Below are 19346 nucleotides of genomic sequence, written 5' to 3' on the forward strand. Positions count from 1 at the left end.
ATGAACAGTGCGAACGAGGACAGCGGTGTGCCGGCCGAACACCTGGAGGTGACCCCGGTCGGCGCGGGAGTCGAGATCAGGCTCGGAACACCGTCGGGAGAGCTCTCGCTGGTCTGCACCCCTGACCGGGCCCGCGAACTGGCCGCCGCGCTCGGCCTCGCGGCGGACGAGGCCGAGAGCGTGCGCACGGCGGACCCCGTCACGGTCAGGGCGGACGAGCTGCGCCGCGGAGACGTGCGGGACGGCGACCGGGCCATGACGGTGGACGGGGTCAGGACCGACGGGGCCACCGTCCACGTCACCTGGAAGTCGGGCGCCGGACGCAGCTGGAACCAGCTGTACGACGCGGACGCCCGCATCACCCTGCGCCGCCGCGGGCGCCGGGTTCACTGATCCCCCCGCGCATCGTCGCGGGAAGAGGCGCACCCTGGAGGCAGAAGCTCCGGAGGTGAGCACCATGACGCAGACCACTGTTGGATGGCACATCGAGCTGGAATTCGAGGAGGACACCCACCGCACCCGCGCCGCCGCTCTGGTGCGGCTCTCCGACGGGAGCGAGGTACGCGCCCACGGCTATGCCAGCCGGCACCCCTCGGACTCCGAGCAGCCCCGGGTGGGCGAGGAGATCGCGGGCGCCCGTGCGCTCAATGAGCTGGCGATGAAGCTGTTGACCAAGGCCCACGACGAGATCGACGCGGAGTCCGGCCGTACGTCCTACCCGCTCGTCTGAGGGGCGTGGGCCCGGGGCCGTTGTACGGGAGGCATCGTAATTTGACGGACGTCGTAGTACGGAATGTATCGTACTAGCGATCCTTCCGTACCCGGCGAAACGGAGTCCGTCGTGAGTGCCCTTTTCGAGCCCTTCACCCTGAGGTCGCTTGTCGTGCCCAACCGGGTGTGGATGGCGCCGATGTGCCAGTACAGCGCCGAACCGGTGGGGCCCGACGCGGGCGTTCCCACCGACTGGCACTTCGCCCATCTCGCGGCTCGCGCCACCGGCGGCACCGGGCTCATCCTCACCGAGGCGACGGCCGTCAGCCCCGAGGGCCGGATCAGCCCGGCCGACCTCGGCATCTGGAACGACACCCAGGTGGCGGCGTTCCGCCGGATCACCGATTTCGTCAAGGCGCAGGGCTCGGCCGTCGGAATCCAGCTGGCACACGCGGGGCGCAAGGCGTCGACGGCCGCACCCTGGACCGGCGGCGGACCCGTCGGCCCCGAGGCGCACGGCTGGACGCCCGTCGCGCCCAGCCCGCTGCCGTTCGACACCGGCCACCCCGTGCCGCACGAGCTGACCGCCCACGAGATCCAGGGCGTCGTCGCCGACTTCCGCGAGGCCGCACGCCGCGCGCTCGACGCCGGCTTCGAGGTCGCCGAGGTGCACGGTGCGCACGGCTACCTCATCGGGCAGTTCCTCTCGCCGCACAGCAACAAGCGCACCGACGAGTACGGCGGGAGCTACGAGAACCGCGTCCGGTTCGCCCTCCAGGTGGTCGACGCCGTGCGGGAGGTGTGGCCCGAGGACCTGCCCGTCCTCTTCCGCATCTCCGCGACGGACTGGCTCACCGAGAACGCCGAGGACGAGCGCGAGGGCTGGACCGCCGACGAGACCGTGCGGCTGGCCGGGGAGCTCCGGGCCCACGGAGTCGACCTGCTGGACGTCTCCACCGGCGGGAACGCTCCCCGCGCGCGCATCGCGGCCGGGCCCGGCTACCAGGTCCCCTTCGCCGAGCGCGTGAAGCGGGAGACGGGTCTGCCCGTCGCGGCCGTGGGCCTGATCACCGATCCCCAGCAGGCCGAGAAGATCCTCACCGAGGGCCGCGCGGACGCCGTTCTCCTGGGCCGCGAACTGCTGCGCAGCCCGTCGTGGGCGCAGTACGCGGCGCGCGAGCTGAGCGGCACGGTGCGCGCTCCCGACCAGTACGGCTACGCGATCTGACCGCACCCGCGGCCATCCGCCCTCTTCGTACGCCCAGGCCCGCCGTCTCCCGACGGCACGTCCGGGGCGCGCGGGGAGGGCGGCCGCGTGCCGTGCGGGCAGCGGCATCCGTTCACCGCACATTCACCAGGGGTGACGGCTGCGGCATTCCCTCCTGCGCCGGGGCGATCTACGCTCGGCCGCGAATCGATCATCGTTGTCACCGGCTGGAGCCCAGACGAAGACAACGTTGTCTGAACTCCTCGGAAGGTACCGCTGCATGCCTACCACCAGACCCTTGCCCGCCGCCCGGCGCCTCGCCGCGAGAACGGCCGCCGTGCTCGTCACCGGCGCACTCGCCGCCGCGGTCCTGCCCCCGGCCACGGGGGCCGCGGCCCCCGCCGCCCGCCCCACCGCCTATGTGGACCCGCTGATCGGCAGCTCCAACGGCGGCAACACCTTTCCCGGCGCCACCCTCCCGTACGGCATGATCGCCTGGTCGCCGACGAGCACGAGGGGCGACCAGACGAGCACCGGCGCCGCGAACGGTTACGAGTACGGCGCCACCCGGCTGCGCGGACTGAGCCTCACGCACGTCAACGGCGCGGGGTGCAACCCCGGCGCAGCCGGTGACATCCCGATCATGCCGTTCGTCGGGGACGTCACCTCGTCGCCGTCGGCCGACACCAAGGACGCCGTCTACGCCGCGAACTTCTCGCACGACGACGAGCGCGCCGTGCCCGGCCGCTACACCGTCGGTCTCGACTCCGGAGCCACCGCGGACCTCGCGGTGAGCCGCCGCGCGGGCGTGGCCGACTTCGCCTTCCCGGCCGGGAAGCCCGCCAGTCTCCTCTTCCGGGTCTCGAACTCGCTCAACGGCAGCGAGGACGCCCAGGTCGAGATCGACACCGCGCACCGCAAGGTCACCGGCTCGGTGCTCACCGGCGCGTTCTGCGGACGGCGGGCCAACGGAGGTACCAACAACCGCAAGAGCTACTACCGGCTCTACTTCAGCGCTTCGTTCGACCGCGCCTTCTCCACCACCGGCACCTGGAAGGACGGCACGCTCGCCCCGGGCTCGACCGCCGGCAGCGGCGGCGAGGGCTATGCCACCGGAGCGGACCGGGCCGGACGCGGATCGGGCGGCTGGGTCGGCTTCGACACCGCCTCCGGCACAGATGTCCACATGCGGATCGGCATCTCCTACGTCAGCCAGGCCGGCGCCGAGGCCAACCTGCGCACCGAGATAGCCCCGCACGCCGGGGTGGACGACGTGGCGGCCGCCGCGAGCCGGACCTGGGACCGGGAGCTGAACTCCGTACGCACGGGCGGCGGCACCGAGGCGCAGCGCACCACGTTCTACACCGCGCTGTACCACTCCCTGATGCAGCCCAACGTGATCAGCGACACCGACGGCCGCTACCCGGGCATGGACGGCGCACCGCACCGGGTGGAGCGCGGACAGGGGGCGCAGTACAGCAACTTCTCCGGCTGGGACCAGTACCGGGCGCAGATACAGCTGCTCGCCCTGCTCAAACCGGAGATCGCCGGGGACTTCGCCCAGTCGCTCCACAACTTCGCCCGGCAGAACGGCGGCGTGTGGGACCGCTGGGTGCACATCAACGGCGCCACCCATGTCATGACCGGTGACCCCACCGCGGCCACCCTCGCCACGTTCTACGCCATGGGGGTACGGAACTTCGACTACGAGGGCGCCTACGAGTCGCTGGCGCGCCAGGCGACCGTCCCCGTCGACGACGGACTCTCGGACGCCGGCTGTCCGGGCCAGTGCACCGGCCAGCGGCCCAACCTGGCTCAGTACCTGGAGTCCCACTACGCACCGCAGGACGTCTGCCACTGCTGGGGCGGCGCCGCCGAGACCCTGGAGGACGCGGTCGCCGACGACGCGCTCGGCCGCTGGGCTGCTCTGCTCGGCCGCGACAGGGAGGCCAAGGCGTTCAAGGAGCGCGGTGGCTGGTGGCGCAACGTGTTCAACGCCCAAGCCACCGACGGGGCAGGCACCGACGGCTACATCCAGGCCCGCAACCTCGACGGCTCCTGGGTCTCCCCGTTCGCTCCGGGCAGCGAGCTCGGCTTCGCTCAGGGCACCAGCGCCACGTACACCTGGATGGTGCCGCAGGACGTCCAGGGGCTGGCCGAGGCGATGGGCGGCCGGGACATCGCGGCGCAGCGCCTCGACGGCTTCTTCCACAAGGCGGACGGCTCGTGGTCGGTGAAGGGCGGCGACTCCGTGCGCTACGACCCGACCAACGAGCCCGGTATCCACGCCCCTTGGCTCTACAACGCGCTCGGTCAGCCGTGGAAGACCCAGGCGACCGTCCGCGAGATCCTGAACACGGTCTACGGCACGGGCCCGCGCGGTCTGCCCGGTAACGACGACCTGGGCACCATGTCCGCCTGGTACGTCTTCTCCGCGCTGGGGCTGTACCCGCAGTCCCCGGGCGGCGGCGCGATGCTGCTGGGTGCCCCGCTCTTCCCGAGGGCCGTCATCGACCGCCCGCACGGCAGGGACATCACGATCACCGCCCCGGCCGCCGACGCCACGCACGCCTACATCGACGCGGTGACGGTCAACGGCAGGCGGAGCGACCGCTCGTGGACGGACGCGAGCCTGCTCGCCAGGGGCGGCACGCTGGCCTACCGCCTCTCCGAGAAGGCGAACACCTCCTGGGCCACGAATCCTTCGGGGCTGCCGCGGTAATCGCGCGAGCACTCGGCGGCGGGCCCCCGCGACCGATCGCGGGGGCCCGCCGCCACCCAGGGCGGCCGGTGGCCACCCCTTTTTTCTATCGTTGAAAATTTCCTGTGCACGACTGTTGTTCTGCGTTTGACGTTGTGGCTCAATGTTCGATTATGTGCTGTGCCTCACAGGTTTGAGGCACTTCAGCTCTCTCGACAGGACGACGCCTTGAGACGACAAACGCCCCGACCCCGCGCTCTGTTCAGAACGGTGGCCTGCGCCGCCGCGCTGCTGATTCCCGTCGGGGCCACTCTGGTCCCCGCCGCCGCCGCTGCCGCCCCGGCCCCTGCCGCCACCGTCGCCTCCGTGACGGGGGCAGACAATCCGGCCACCGCCGTGCACGGGCTGAAGGGCGAGTACTTCAGCATGTCGGCGCCCGGCGCGAGGGACTTCGACAAGCTCGGTGGAGTCGCCCTCGACCCGGAGATCAACTTCCCGGGCCTCACCGGCACGTTCGAGTCCACGACCGGCCGGACCGAGAACACCACCGCACGCTGGACCGGCAGCATCCAGGCGCCCGAGACCGGCGACTACACCTTCTCCGCGAGCGGCGACAACGGCTTCCGGCTGTTCATCGACGGCAAGGTGGTCATCGACCACTGGGAGCCCGACTGGGACAACGAGCAGACCAGCGAGCCGGTCGCGCTGAAGGCCGGTGAGCCGCACGAGTTCAAGCTGGAGATGTTCCAGGACACCGGCGGCGCCAACATGTTCCTGCGCTGGTCCGGCGCGAAGCTCCCGAAGCAGATCGTGCCCGAGTCGGCCTTCACCCCGCCGGCCGACTTCGAGGTCTACCCGGTCGGGCTGGGCGTCGCGAGTGACGGGCAGAAGCTCCAGGCGACGTTCGACGACAAGGTCGGCAACCTCTCCCAGATGAAGGACCACCTCAGGATCGAGGCCGACACCTCACCGATCCCGGTGAAGTCCGTCGCCCGCGCGTCCGGCAACGCCAAGGCGCTGACCGTCACCCTGGCAGCGCCCGTCCAGAAGGGCCAGCAGGTCCGCGTCGCGTACGACGGCAAGGGCGGCCTCACGGCAGGCGGCAAGGCCGTCCCCGAGATCAGCCGCACGGCCAGGAACCTCTCCACGCACCGGCTGACCACGGCCTGGGGCGACAAGCTCGACCGCAACCACCCGCTGCCCGAGTACCCCCGGCCGCAGCAGGTCCGCGACCAGTGGCAGAACCTCAACGGCCCATGGGAGTTCGCCGGAGCCGCGGCGGGTGAGCAGCCCGTGTTCGGGAAGAAGCTCGGCGAGCGCATCACCGTGCCGTTCCCCGTCGAGTCTCAGCTCTCCGGTCTTGAGCGCCATGAAGACCACATGTTCTACCGCAAGCTCGTCACCGTGCCGAAGAAGTGGTCCGTGGACCAGGGCAAGGGCAAGGACGGCAACCGGCTGAAGCTCAACTTCGGCGCCGTCGACTACCAGGCCCGCGTATGGGTCAACGGCAAGCAGGTCGCCGAGCACACCGGCGGCTACACCTCCTTCAGCGCCGACATCACCGACGCGGTCAAGGGCAGCGGCCCGCAGGAGATCGTCGTCGCGGTCACCGACACCACCGGTGACGACCAGCCGAAGGGCAAGCAGTCCCGCAACCCCGGCGGCATCGTCTACACACCGTCCTCCGGTATCTGGCAGACCGTCTGGATGGAGCCGGTCGCCCCCGCCGGGGTGGACACCCTGACGACCACCCCCGACATCGACAAGGGCCGCTTGGCCCTGACGGTCAACTCCGCCGAGGCCTCGGCCGGTGCGCGGATCACGGCCGTCGCCCGGGACAAGAAGGGCAAGGTCGTCGGCACGGTCACCGGCCCGGCCAACAGCGCGCTGAGCCTGCCGGTCAAGAAGCAGCACCTCTGGACCCCGGACGACCCCTACCTGTACGACCTCGAGGTCACCCTCACCGACGGCCGTTCCAAGGACACCGTCGACAGCTACTTCGGTATGCGTTCCCTCGGCATCCAGAAGGTCGGCGGCTACCAGAAGCTGGTGCTCAACGGGAAGCCGTTCTTCTCCCTCGCCATGCTGGACCAGGGCTTCTGGCCCGACGGCCTCTACACCCAGCCGAGCGACGCCGCACTGACCTTCGACCTGAAGGCGCAGAAGGAGCTCGGCTTCAACGCGGTGCGCAAGCACATCAAGGTGGAGTCGGCGCGCTGGTACTACCACGCGGACCGGCTCGGCCTGCTGGTCTGGCAGGACTTCGTCTCCTCCGACATCACCGGCGAGAAGGGACAGCAGGCCTTCCTCTCGCAGGGCAAGCAGATGATGGAGCAGCTGCACAACTCGCCCTCGATCGGCGGCTGGATCGTCTTCAACGAGGGCTGGGGCGAGTGGGACCGCACCGAGACCGGCAAGATCACCGAGGCGGTCAAGGCCGCCGACCCCTCCCGTGTCGTCAACGCGCACAGCGGTGTCAACTGCTGCTCGTCGAAGGGTGACTCGGGCAAGGGCGACATCATCGACCACCACGACTACGTCAACAACGACGCACCGTTCCCGGACGACCGGGCGGCGATGGACGGTGAGCACGGCGGCTTCACGCTCCGTACCGCAGGCCACATGTGGCCGGGTGCCCCCGCGGCGATCTACAGCGGGGTCGCGGACAAGGCCGCCCTCACGGCCAAGTACGTCGACAACACGCGTACGTACTACCTGGCGGCCGCCGGAGCCGAACTGTCCGGCTCGGTGTACACCCAGGTCAGCGACCTGGAGAACGAGCTGAACGGCCTTTACACCTACGACCGGCGCGAGATCAAGGTCGATCCCAGGAAGGTCCGGCAGATCAACGAACAGGTCATCGCGGCCGGTGCGGCCGCCGGCCACCGCGACGAGGTGAAGGGCGGCGCCGCCTGGAACCTCGACGAGGGCAAGGGCACCAAGGCGAGCGACCAGGGCCCCAACCGCATCCCGCTCACCCTCTCCACCGGCACCACCTGGACGCCCGGCGTCCAGGGCTCGGCGCTGAAGTTCAACGGCGAGGGCCAGTACGCCCAGACGGAGGGCCCGGTCATCGACACCACCGGCGACTACACCGTCTCGGCCTGGGCCTCGCTCGACGCGCTGCCCGGCAACTACGCGACGGTGGTCAGCCAGGACGGCCGCCGTACGGAGAATCCGTTCTATCTCCAGTACGGACAGGGCGCGTTCGCCTTCAGTACCCCGGGCGGGAAGCGGGCGCGGGCGGAGATGACGCCCGAAACCGGCAAGTGGTACCACCTGGTGGGCGTGCGCGACGGCGACGAGCTGAAGCTGTACGTCGACGGCAGCCTCGCGGCCACGGCCCCGGCCGGCTCCGCGGACGTCAGCACCGGCCCGCTCTCCGTGGGCCGCGCGCAGTACGCGGGCGAGAAGGGCGACTTCTGGAACGGCTCCATCGACCAGGTCAAGGTGTACGACAAGGCCCTGACCGCCGACGAGGTGAGCGCGCTGAACGGTGCCGAACAGCCGTAGCGGGTCCGCCACGGTGACCCGCTGCCTGCCGTCGCACAGGTGCGACGGCAGGCAGCGGCATGCCCCCGGCAGCCGGTCCGGGCCCGGGGGCGTGTGAGGATCAAGGGATGGAAGAGCCAGGGATCCGTCGCCGCCGCGACGACGACATGACGGCGTGCGTCGAGGCGCTGGCCACCGTGCACGAGATGGACCGCTACCCGGCGCGGTGGCCGGTTGACCCGGGCAGCTGGCTGACGCCCGACGGTCTGCTCGACGCCTGGGTGGCCATGGACGGCACGGACGTCCTGGGGCATGTCGCCCTCACCCGGACCGGCCATGCGATGGCCGCGGAGGTGGGGCTTCCCCCGGACGAACTGGCCTCGGTGGCACGGCTGTTCGCCACGGCGTCGGCCCGGCGGCGCGGCGTGGCGAGTGCGCTGCTCGCGACGGCGACGGCAGCTGCGGCAGCCGGGGGTCTGCGGCTGGTCCTGGAGGTGGAGGACGGTGGCGGGCCCGCTGTCGCGCTCTACGAGGGCGCCGGCTGGCGTCTTGTCTCCAGCCGCTCGGGCGACTGGACGACGGCCGACGGACGGACGGCGCTGCTGCACACGTACCTCGCACCGGGCACTACGGCGCGGTAGCGCGGGGGCCGTGACGGACCTACGGCCCGGACGTGACGCCTGCGCGTCGCTTCCGGGCCGTAGGGCGCAGTGCTCGGGGGGCCAGGGCGCCCAGGGGGGCCTCCACCGCACATGTGGTGTCCTCGGTGAACGTGACCGGGTTGTCCCAGGCGTGCGTGCCGCCCGGTGTGGCCGGCCACACCTCCGAGTCGATGTGCCCGGCTCCGTCATGGGGAAGTTCCCCTCGCCGGGCGGCGCGGGGAGCGGTACGGGGAGTACGGGGAACGCCGCGGGTCAGGCGAGCTGCCAGAGGTGGTCGTCGGTGCCGTTGTCGTCGAACTGGGCGACGTGGGCGCTGTCGGCGGTGGACATGTTGTCGATGCCGAGGACCTTGCCCGAGTGCCGGTTGCGGATGCGGTACCACCCGTCGCCGTCGGGGACGAGCTGCCAGAGGTGGTCGTCGGTGCCGTTGTCGTCGAACTGGACGACGTGGGCGCTGTCGGCGGTGGACATGTTGTCGATGCCGAGGACCTTGCCCGAGTGCCGGTTGCGGATGCGGTACCACCCGTCGCCGTCGGGGACGAGCTGCCAGTCGTGGTCGTCGGTGCCGTTGTCGTCGAACTGGACGACGTGGGCGCTGTTGGCCGTGGACATGTTGTCGACGCCCAGCACCTTGCCGGAATGCCGGTTGCGGACGCGGTACCAGCCTCCGGTCAGCCAGGGCGAGCCGCCCGGTCCGGCCGTCGGGAACGAGGTGATGCGCAGCCGTGCTGCCCCCATGGGGACGAGCGTGACCTCCTCCACCGGCTCCGTACTGCGGGCCGGACTGTCCTGGAGCGGGGTGACGACGTGCTCGCCGTCCGCGGTCCACTCCGGGATCCGGCGGGCCCGCGCGGTCATGGTCAGTGGGGTGCCGTCCAGCGTGAACGGGTTGGCGTCCTTGACGTGGCGGACCGTGTGGTGGTGCAGCGAACCGGCCGGCTTCTTCCCGTCCAGGACGAGCCCGTAGTTCCACGGACCGGTGGCATGCACCTCGTACTCCGGGAACTGATCGGTGCCGCCGATGCGCCGGTACTCCTCCCCGATCCGCAGGGAGTACGTGAGCGGGCCGCGGTCCACGCTGACGGAGCCGTGGTTCTGCTCCCAGGTGCGGACGGTCGTCGTCTGTGGGAAGCGCAGGGTGACCTTGTCGCCGTCGGACCAGGTGCGCTCGACGCGAGTGAAGGCAGGACCGGCAGGGGCGTCCACGCGGCGCCCGTTCACCTTGATGTCCGGGGCGTCGCACCAGGCGGGCACCCGCAGCACCAGCGGGAAGCGCAGCCGCCCGGGCGCCTTCAGACTCAGCGTGACCGTGTCCGTGAACGGATAGCCGGTCTCCTCGGTGAAGGTGACCTCGGTGCCGTCGGCGACCTTCGCGGTGACCTCGCAGGCGGCGTACATCGCGGCCACGAGCCCTCCGTCGGGGGTGGCGAGCCAGAGCTCCTCGGTGAAGTAGGGCCAGCCCATACCGTAGTTGTGCGGGCAGCAGCGGTACTGGTCGACGCCCGGCAGGAACGCCTGCATGGCGAAGCCGTTCTGGAACTGCCGGTCCCTCTTGGGCGCGTTGTCCAGATCGACGCTGTTGGCGCTGGTGATGTAGTGGACCGCCTTGCCCGAGGGGTCGAGCGAGGCGGGCAGTGAGTTGAAGGCCAGCTCCTCGCAGCGGTCGGCCCACAGCGGATCGCCGGTGATCCGGGTGAGCAGCTGGTGGCTGGCCATGAACTCGACGATCCCGCAGGTCTCGAAGCCCTGCCGGGGGTCGCCGTGACCGGGGCGCGCGTTCTCGTCCCCGGCGAAGCCGCCGCCCGGGAACCGGCCGTACTGGTCCATGGCCTTGCCGTACGTCCCGTACGTGTTGCGGGTGTCCTCGGCCGAACCGCTGCGCAGTGCGTACTGGGCGGGCTCACGGAAGCCCTGCGCGATGTTGACGTTGTGCGGGTTGACCAGGTTGTCGCCCCAGTCGGCGCCGTTCGCGTGGATCTTGTCGGCGAGGTCCAGCAGGAAGGTGTCGCCGGTGCGGTTGAAGAGCCAGAACACGCTGTCCAGGCCGTCGCCCCAGCGCAGCGCGATCCAACTGGTGTTGAAGGCGCCCGGTCCCTGGGCGTTCATGTAGCGGAAGAACCTGCTGAGGAACGGGATGACGCGGGTGTCGCCGGAGTACTCCTGCCAGGAGCGCAGCGCCTGGACCAGCGGCAGGAAGGGCCAGAAGTCCGGGCCGCCGTTCAGCGACGTACGCAGCGACTTCGGGCCGAAGAGGCCGTCCGGCTGCTGGGTGGCGAGAATCGCGTCGAACCAGCGGCGGACGGCCGCCAGCGCCTTGGTGTCACCGGTGACGATCGCCAGGTCGGTGTACCCGCGCAGCCAGTACGGGACCTCCTCCCAGCCGCCCAGGTCGGGGCGGACCCAGCCGGTGGACGTGAAGTCCAGGAAGTGCGAGAACTCCTCGTACCGGCCGCACAGCCCGTCCAGCTGGAGCCTCAGCTGTCCGGCCAGCCAGCCGCGTGCGGTGACCCGGCCCGGCGGGAGTTTCAGGAACGCCGTCGGGTGCAGGGGCGCGGCGTTGGGGGAGTAGTGGCCGCCACGGGCTGGTTTCGCCCGGTGCTCCGCCGCGGTCGCGGTGGTGGCCCAGCGGCCGGTCGCCGCCGTCGTGGCGGCAGCCGTGGCCAGCGCGCCGGCCATGAGTTGTCTGCGGTTCAGGGGCATGGAGGGGTCTCCTGCTCTCTGCCGGCCGTGGGGGGACTCCGGCTCGGGGAAGGCACATGACACGTGCGGGCTGCCATGACGCACCGGTCCGGGGATGCCGGAGCGCGCGCACGGCAAGGGGCGCCGTAGCGACCGGAGGGGCTGCATGGCAAGGTTTCTTGCAACGTTGGAAAATTGCTGTCGGCGGTATGACAGCACGACGTCAAGCGGCTGTCCAGGGCTGCGGCGGTAACCGGCGGGCCAGGGGCCGCCGTTCGGCCACGGGTATCTCCGACACATTTTGGAAACGCATCGACAACGCTCTTGCCGCCCGTGCCGCGCCGCCTATATAACGTTGTAAACCGAGCCGCCGAGAGGCCGCGCAAGCTCTCACGACCGCAGTTCGTGCAGCTGGGGCCCACCCCCGTGAAGCACTGGCGGGGGTCGTGAGGAATGCAGTGGCATCAGCCGCCGAGCGGCCGATGCGTCGTCCAGCCATGCCCGACCGCACGCCCGCCGGTGTGCCGTCAACCCGCCAAGGAGCTCCCGCGCATGATGATCCAGCGCCGAACCCGTACCCTCGCCGTGGCCTGCCTCCTCGCCGCCACCGCCACGCTGGCCGCCTCCGGCTGCTCCAAGTCGGAGGGCTCGGACAATGCGAGCGCTGACAGCAGCCAGGGCGCCCAGGCGGCCAAGTCCCCCGAGACCTCGTCCGGTTCCGGCTGCTCGCTGCAGACCTACGGGTCGCCGAAGCTGGACCTGAAGAACGCGGTGGTCGGCTTCTCCCAGTCGGAGAAGGAGGCCAACCCGTTCCGGATCGCCGAGACCCAGTCCATCAAGGACGAGGCCAAGAAGGTCGGAGTCAAGAAGCTGCTCACCACCAACGCCCAGTCGCAGCTGTCCAAGCAGATCAGCGACATCCAGGACATGCTTTCCCAGGGCGCCCAGTTCCTCATCGTCGCCCCGCTGAACTCCGACGGCCTGGAGCCGGCGCTGAAGGCCGCCGCCGCCAAGAAGGTCCCGGTCCTCACTGTCGACCGCAAGCTCAACTCCACCGCGTGCAAGGACTACGTGGCCTTCCTCGGCTCCGACTTCGTCGAGCAGGGCAAGCGCGCGGCGGACGCGATGATCAAGACGACCGGCGGCAAGGGCAAGGTCGCCATCCTCCTCGGCGCCTCGGGCAACAACGTCACCACCGACCGCACCAAGGGCTTCGTCGACCAGCTCAAGGCCAAGGCGCCCGGCCTGAAGATCGTCGCCCAGCAGACCGGCGAGTTCGCCCGCGACAAGGGCCAGCAGGTCATGGAGCAGCTCATCCAGTCCAAGCCCGACATCACCGCGGTCTACGCGGAGAACGACGAGATGGGTCTCGGCGCCGTCACCGCGCTGAAGGCCGCAGGCAAGAAGCCCGGCAGGGACGTCAAGATCGTCTCCGTCGACGGCACCCGCAACGCCGTCCAGGCCCTGGTCAACGGCGAGTACAACGCAGTCATCGAGTCGAACCCGCGCTTCGGCCCGCTGGCCTTCGCGACCGCCCAGAAGTTCTACGGCGGCGAGGAGATCCCGGAGAACGTCATCATCTCCGACCGTGCCTACGACGAGTCCAACGCCAAGGCCTCGCTCGGCGGCGCGTTCTGACCATGACCGGCCACACCTGCCCGTAGTACCCGCGGGGGAGCCGCCTGCCGGGTTCGGACGCGTACCGATCCGCGCCCGAGCCCGGCCCGCACCGGCCCCCGACGGCGGACCGCCGCCGAGACGCTCCCACCCGTCACGGCGGCGACCGGGCCCACACCCTTGGAAGAGCGGAAGGCCAAGACCAGCCATGGCACCACCCGAAGCAGTACCGCAGCCGCCGGAGCCGGCCGCCGACGCGAAGGAGGCAACCGCGCCGTCGGCCGCCGACGCCCAGGAATCCACCGCGCCGGCCTCCTTCGTGAAGGAGACCGCCGAGGCGGAGCAGGCCCCCGCGCCGGCCGGGGCCGTCCTCGAAGCGCGCTCGGTGAGCAAGCGGTTCCCGGGCGTCGTCGCCCTCGACGACGTCTCCTTCTCCCTGCGCGCCGGGGAGACCCACGCACTGGTGGGGGAGAACGGAGCCGGCAAGTCCACCCTGATCAAGGTGCTGACCGGCGTCTACCAGCCCGACGAGGGCGAGCTGCGGCTGACCGGGCAACAGATCGCCTTCGCCCGGCCGTTCGAGGCGCAGCAGGCCGGTATCTCCACGATCTACCAGGAGGTGAACCTCGTCCCGCTGATGAGCGTGGCGCGCAACATCTTCCTCGGGCGTGAGCCTAAGAACCGTTTCGGCCTGATCGACTTCGGTCGTATGCACCGTGAGACCACCGAACTGCTCGACGGTTTCGGCGTACGCGTCGACCCGAAGCGGCCCTTGCACACCCTGGGCATCGGCACCCAGCAGATGGTCGCCCTCGCCCGCGCCGTCTCGGTCAACGCCCAGGTCGTCATCATGGACGAACCCACCTCCTCGCTGGAGCCGCGCGAGGTCGAGACCCTCTTCCGGGTCATCGAGGACCTGCGCGCACGCGGGATCGCGGTGCTCTACGTCAGCCACCGCATGGATGAGCTCTACCGGATCTGCGACCGCGTCACCGTGCTCCGCGACGGCCGCCACATCCACACCGGCGACCTCGCCGACCTCGACCGCATGCAGCTCGTCTCGATGATGCTCGGCCGCGACATGGCCGAGGTCCGCCGCTCCGGCCTCACCAGCTTCGGCTCCGAGGGCCACGACGCCTCGCGCACCCCGGTGCTCACCGCGACCGGACTCTCCCGCAACCACCAACTCCACGACATATCCCTGTCGTTGTACGCCGGTGAGGTGCTCGGTCTCGGTGGGCTCCTCGGCTCCGGCCGCAGCGAGACCGCGAAGGCCCTGGCCGGTGCGCTGAGCCTGGACTCCGGTGAGATCGGGGTCGGCGGACGCACCCTGCGCAGGCTCACCTCCGCCGGTGCCATCCGGGCCGGCATCAGCCTGCTGCCCGAGGACCGCAAGGCCGAAGGCATCGTCCCCGGCCTCTCGGTGCGCGAGAACATCGTGCTGGCCGCGATGCCGCGCCTCTCCCGCGCCGGTGTCGTCTCCCGCGCCAAGCAGGACCGCATCGTCGAGATCTTCATGAAGCGGCTGCGGATCAAGGCGGCGAGCCCCGAACAGAAGGTCGGCGAGCTCTCCGGCGGCAACCAGCAGAAGGTCCTGCTGGCCCGCTGGCTCTGCCTGGAGCCCAAGGTCCTGCTGCTCGACGAACCCACCCGCGGCATCGACGTCGGCGCCAAGGCCGAGGTCCAGAGCCTCATCGACGACCTCGCCCGCGAGGGCCTCGCCGTCCTGCTCATCTCCTCCGACATCGAGGAACTCATCGAGGGCGCCGACCGCATCGTCGTCCTGCGCGGCGGCGCGGTCGCGGGCGAACTGGCGGGCGACGAGGTGGCCGAGAGCCATCTGCTCGAAGTGCTCGCCGACCACTCACCGGCGCCCGCAGGGAAGGCCCCGGCCGCTCAGGAGGACCCCCGATGACCCAGGCCACGCTCTCCACACCTGCCGCCCGCCCGCTGGCGCGGCTGCGCGACCCCGCCTGGTACCAGGAGTACGGCGTGTACGTCGCCGTCGCGGTAGTGCTCCTCTTCAACGCCCTGTTCACCGAGCACTTCATGACCGCGGACAACCTCCGCACCCAGCTCGTCCAGGTCGCGCCCATCGTCATCGTCGCCCTGGGCATGGCCCTGGTGATCGGCACCGAGGGGGTCGACCTCTCCGTCGGCTCGACCATGGCGGTTGCCGCGGCCCTCCTGCCGCTCTACCTCGGCTACGGGCTGGTGCCCGCGCTCGTCATGGCGCTGCTGGCCGGTGCGCTCGTCGGAGCGGTCAACGGCACGCTGGTCTCCCTCGTCGGGCTCCAGCCGATCGTCGCCACACTCGCCCTGTTCGTCGGCGGCCGCGGTCTGGCCCTGGTCATGGCGGACGGTCAGCTCAAGCAGATCGTCAACCCCGACCTGCTCTCCCTCGGCACCGGATCCTTCCTCGGCATCCCGCTGGTCGTCCTCATCGCCGCGGTCCTCGCGGTCGCCGTCGCCTTCCTGGTCCAGCGCACCACCTTCGGCCGCCAGGTCGTCGCCATCGGCGGCAACCGGTCCGCGGCCTCCCTCGCCGGACTGCCCGTGCGCCGGGTGCTCATCGGTGTGTACGTGCTCTGCGGGGCGTTCGCCGCACTGGCCGGCATCCTCGCCACCGCCAGGCTCACCGCCAGCGACCCCTCCTCGCTCGGCACCCTCATGGAACTCTCCGCCATCACGGCGGTCGTGGTCGGCGGCACCCCGCTCAACGGCGGTTCCATCCGGGTGCTCGGCACGGTCGCGGGCGCCCTGCTGATGCAGCTGCTGCGCGCCACCCTCGTCAAGCACGACCTGCCCGACTCCACCGCACAGATCGCCCAGGCGGCCATCATCATCGCCGCCGTCTACGTCGCCCGGGAGCGTCGGTCCCGATGAACGAAACCTCACCCGCACCGGTGGCCCAGGCCCCGGCACCGCGCAAGACCCCGGCAGCGGCAGGCGGCGGTGCGCCCCGCCCCGTGACCGGGACACCACCCCCGCTCGGGCAACGGCTCGCCGAGCTCCTCCAGCGTCAGGGCGTGCTCGCGGTCCTGCTCACGGTCGTGATCGTCGCGTCGTTCATCTACCCGACGTTCGCCACCCTGGACAACGCGCGCGGCGTGACCGTACAGGCGTCGTTCCTCGCCGTGGTGGCCCTCGGCATGACCATGGTCATCATCACCGGCGGCATCGACCTGTCCGTCGGATCCGTCTTCGCGCTGGGCGGCGTGCTCGCCGCCTGGGCATCCACATGGGGCTTCCTGGCCGCGCTGTTCGTGCCACTCGTGGTGTGCGGTGCGATCGGACTGCTCAACGGCTTCCTGGTCGCCCGCGCCGGGATGGCGCCGTTCATCGTCACGCTCGCCACCCTGCTGGGGGCCCGCGGCATACTCCTCGCCTTCACCGACGAGGGCGCCACCACCTACCTGGTGCCCAAGGGATCGGCCTTCGCCGAGCTCGGGCAGGGGAGCGTGTGGGGCTTCGGCTACCCGATCCTGATCGCCCTCGTACTGTTCGGCATCGGCGGACTGCTGCTGCAGCGCACCTCGTTCGGACAGACGCTCTTCGCCGTCGGCGGCAGCAGTGACGCGGCCACCCTGATGGGCCTGCCCGTGGCCCGTACCAAGATGCTGGTCTACACGCTCAGCGGACTGCTGGCCGGACTCGCCGGGGCGCTCAACGCGGCCAGGCTGTCGTCCGGGGTCACCATCGTCGGCGTGGGCATGGAGCTCGACGCGATCTCCGCCGTCGTCATCGGCGGCACACTCCTGATCGGTGGCGCCGGGTCGATCAGCGGAACGCTCTGGGGCGTCCTGCTGCTCGCCGTCATCCAGAATCTGATCAACCAGATCGGCTCGCTGAACTCCTCGTACCAGTCGGTGGTCAGCGGAGGCTTCCTTATCGTTGTCGTCGTGGCCCAGCGCTATCTGGCGCGCAGCCGCAGAACCACCTGAACCTGTGCCGGGGCCGCGGCCCCGGCACAGGCCGAGCCGTACCGGCGGAGCCGGGCCACTGCGCTTCAACGCGCGTCAAGTCGATTCAGGGAGTGCCGTGGGCGTCAGCCTCAAGGACGTTGCGCAACGGGCGGGCGTATCCATCAAGACCGTGTCGAACGTGGTGAACAACTATCAGCACGTCACACCGAAGATGCGCGCCAAGGTGCAGCAGGCCATCGACGAGCTCGGCTACCGGCCGAACCTCACCGCCCGGCATCTGCGCAAGGGCCGCACGGGCATCATCGCCCTCGCCGTCCCCGAGTTCGGCAACCCGTACTTCGCGGAGCTGGCCGGCGAGGTCGTCGACGCGGCCGCCCGGCACGACTACACCGTGCTGGTCGACCACACCGGCGGGCTGCGGGAGAAGGAGCTCCTGGTCAGCCAGGGTTTCCGGTCCCATGTGATCGACGGCCTCATCCTCAGTCCCATCCATCTGGAGACCGAGGACCTGATGGCGCGCACCGAGACGGCCCCACTGGTGCTGCTGGGCGAGCGCGAGTACGAGGCGCCGTACGACCACATCGCCATCGACAACGTGGAGGCCTCCCGTGAGGCCGTACGCCACCTTATCGATCAGGGGAACCGGCGCATCGCCTTCCTCGGCTCGCGCACCGGCCGTGAGCGGCAGCCGGCCCATCTGAGGCTGCGCGGATGGCGGGAGGAGCTCGCCGCCGAGGGCATCGCCCCCGACGAGTCGCTGGTCGTAGTCACCGACGGCTACGGCCGCGAGGACGGGGCCACCGCGATGGCCGCCCTCCTGGACCGCGGGGAGCAGCCCGACGCCGTGTTCGCGTACAACGACCTCATCGCCATCGGCGCGATGCGCACCCTGTCCGAACGCGGTCTGCGCATCCCCGAGGACGTCGCCGTCGTCGGGTTCGACAACATCGAGGAGAGCCTCTACGGAGCCACCACGCTCACCACGGTCGCCCCGGACAAGGAGGCCATCGCCCGGCTCGCCGTCGACAGCCTCGTCGAACGACTCTCCGGCGACGAGGCACCGGCACCCCGGCGGCCCCGGCCCGGCTACCGGCTGATCGTCCGGGAATCGACCGTCCCCCGCTCTTCCGGAGTGTCCGGCGGATCCTGACCGGGGCCGCGGCGCCCGGCACACCCGCCCGAGCCGTCCCCGCCCCGCCCGGCCGTCCGCTCGTCCCAAGGATCTCTGATGCCTCGCCCCACCGTGAACCGCAAACCGTTCGGCGCCCATGGGAACACGGACGTCGATGTCTGGACGCTCGACTCCGGCACCGGAGTCCGGGCCGAGATCCTCACCTACGGCGGCATCCTGCACCGGCTCACCGTGCCGGACACCGGAGGAGCCCCCGCGTCGGTCGTCCGGTCGCTGGCGGGCCTGGACGACTACACGGGCAGCAACCCGTTCTTCGGCGCTCTCATCGGCCGCTTCGCCAACCGCATCGCGCACGGCCGCTTCACCCTCGACGAGGCCGAGTACCAGGTCCCCGCCAACGACCGGGGACACGCCCTGCACGGCGGGCCCGACGGCTTCCACACCCGTGTCTGGCAGGCCGCCGGGGAGGCCACCGACACGGCCGCGACGCTCCGCCTCACGCTGCGCAGCCCCGACGGCGACATGGGATTCCCCGGGGCACTGGACGTCACTGTCACCTACGCCCTCGACGCGGCGGGCACACTCGCCCTCGACTACACCGCGACCACGGACCGCCCCACCGTCGTCAACCTCACCAACCACGCCTACTTCGACCTCGCCGCACAGGGAGACATCCTCGGCCACACGCTCCAGGTGGACGCCGACAGCTATCTCCCCGTCGACGAGGACGGCATTCCCGAGGGCCCGGCCACGGCGGTGCACGCCACCCCGTTCGACCTCACCACCCCGTGCACCGTCGGGGAACGGATCGCGCTCCCCGACGAACAACTGCGCAGGGCGGGCGGCTTCGACCACTGCTGGATCCTCCGGGGGCCCGGCACGGGTCTGCGCCGGGCCGCCCGGCTCACCGCTCCCGGGGCCGGGCGCATCCTGGAGGTGTGGACCACCGAACCCGGCATCCAGGTCTACACCGCCAACCAGCTCGACGGCACCCTGGCCGCCCCCGGCGGCGGCCGCCACGGCCGCCACGGCGCAGTCTGCCTGGAGACCCAGCACCTGCCCGACTCGCCCAACCGGCCGGACCACCCCGGCACCGTGCTGCGCCCGGACGAATCCTTCCGCAGCCGGACCGAGTTCAGGTTCCCGCACCTCGCCGCCGTCACGGCCTGAACCTCCGGGCACCCCCATGAAACGGCCCGGCCCGCGGATGTATCGCACT

General features: G+C 70.7%; 13 protein-coding genes. 12 read left to right on the forward strand and 1 reads right to left on the reverse strand.

Annotated elements, in window-relative coordinates; all coding sequences use genetic code 11:
* The 6 genes from OG322_RS34855 (at position 1) to OG322_RS34880 (ending at position 8752) form a co-directional block, all read left to right on the forward strand.
* Positions 1-393 (forward strand): hypothetical protein, encoded by a 393-nt coding sequence (locus OG322_RS34855; RefSeq protein WP_123467551.1) that lies wholly within the window; start codon positions 1-3, stop codon positions 391-393.
* 64 nt (positions 394-457) lie between these two features.
* Complete coding sequence (locus OG322_RS34860; RefSeq protein ID WP_123467549.1) at positions 458-730, forward strand: DUF1876 domain-containing protein; 273 nt, start codon at positions 458-460, stop codon at positions 728-730.
* 111 nt (positions 731-841) lie between these two features.
* On the forward strand, positions 842-1939 hold the full coding sequence (locus OG322_RS34865; RefSeq protein ID WP_123467547.1) for an NADH:flavin oxidoreductase/NADH oxidase: 1098 nt from the start codon (positions 842-844) through the stop codon (positions 1937-1939).
* A gap of 259 nt (positions 1940-2198) precedes the next feature.
* Positions 2199-4640: a GH92 family glycosyl hydrolase gene (locus OG322_RS34870; RefSeq protein ID WP_123467545.1), complete on the forward strand. Its 2442-nt coding sequence runs from the start codon at positions 2199-2201 to the stop codon at positions 4638-4640.
* 207 nt (positions 4641-4847) lie between these two features.
* Positions 4848-8132: a LamG-like jellyroll fold domain-containing protein gene (locus OG322_RS34875; RefSeq protein ID WP_329307428.1), complete on the forward strand. Its 3285-nt coding sequence runs from the start codon at positions 4848-4850 to the stop codon at positions 8130-8132.
* Positions 8133-8239: 107 nt separating this feature from the next.
* Entirely contained in the window at positions 8240-8752 is a 513-nt protein-coding gene (locus OG322_RS34880; RefSeq protein ID WP_329307429.1) for a GNAT family N-acetyltransferase, read from the forward strand.
* 273 nt (positions 8753-9025) lie between these two features.
* Here the strand turns inward: OG322_RS34880 and OG322_RS34885 are convergent, their stop codons facing one another.
* Positions 9026-11473 (reverse strand): RICIN domain-containing protein, encoded by a 2448-nt coding sequence (locus OG322_RS34885; RefSeq protein WP_329307430.1) that lies wholly within the window; start codon positions 11471-11473, stop codon positions 9026-9028.
* A gap of 531 nt (positions 11474-12004) precedes the next feature.
* Between OG322_RS34885 and OG322_RS34890 the strand changes: the two genes are divergently transcribed.
* The 6 genes from OG322_RS34890 (at position 12005) to OG322_RS34915 (ending at position 19297) form a co-directional block, all read left to right on the forward strand.
* Complete coding sequence (locus tag OG322_RS34890) at positions 12005-13090, forward strand: ABC transporter substrate-binding protein (protein ID WP_329307431.1); 1086 nt, start codon at positions 12005-12007, stop codon at positions 13088-13090.
* A 187-nt stretch (positions 13091-13277) separates the two neighbouring features.
* Positions 13278-14984 (forward strand): sugar ABC transporter ATP-binding protein, encoded by a 1707-nt coding sequence (locus OG322_RS34895; RefSeq protein WP_124286274.1) that lies wholly within the window; start codon positions 13278-13280, stop codon positions 14982-14984.
* Complete coding sequence (locus OG322_RS34900) at positions 14981-15955, forward strand: ABC transporter permease (protein WP_329307432.1); 975 nt, start codon at positions 14981-14983, stop codon at positions 15953-15955. The genes OG322_RS34895 and OG322_RS34900 overlap by 4 nt, the downstream gene beginning before the upstream one ends.
* Positions 15952-17013 carry an ABC transporter permease gene (locus tag OG322_RS34905; RefSeq protein WP_124286275.1) on the forward strand — a complete coding sequence of 354 codons (1062 nt, stop codon included), beginning with the start codon at positions 15952-15954 and terminating at the stop codon, positions 17011-17013. The genes OG322_RS34900 and OG322_RS34905 overlap by 4 nt, the downstream gene beginning before the upstream one ends.
* A 97-nt stretch (positions 17014-17110) precedes the next feature.
* On the forward strand, positions 17111-18145 hold the full coding sequence (locus OG322_RS34910; protein ID WP_123467529.1) for a LacI family DNA-binding transcriptional regulator: 1035 nt from the start codon (positions 17111-17113) through the stop codon (positions 18143-18145).
* 78 nt (positions 18146-18223) lie between these two features.
* Entirely contained in the window at positions 18224-19297 is a 1074-nt protein-coding gene (locus OG322_RS34915) for an aldose epimerase family protein (protein ID WP_123467527.1), read from the forward strand.
* Positions 19298-19346: the final 49 nt, after the last annotated feature.

The sequence above is a fragment of the Streptomyces sp. NBC_01260 genome (genome assembly GCF_036226405.1).
Classification (GTDB): domain Bacteria; phylum Actinomycetota; class Actinomycetes; order Streptomycetales; family Streptomycetaceae; genus Streptomyces; species Streptomyces laculatispora.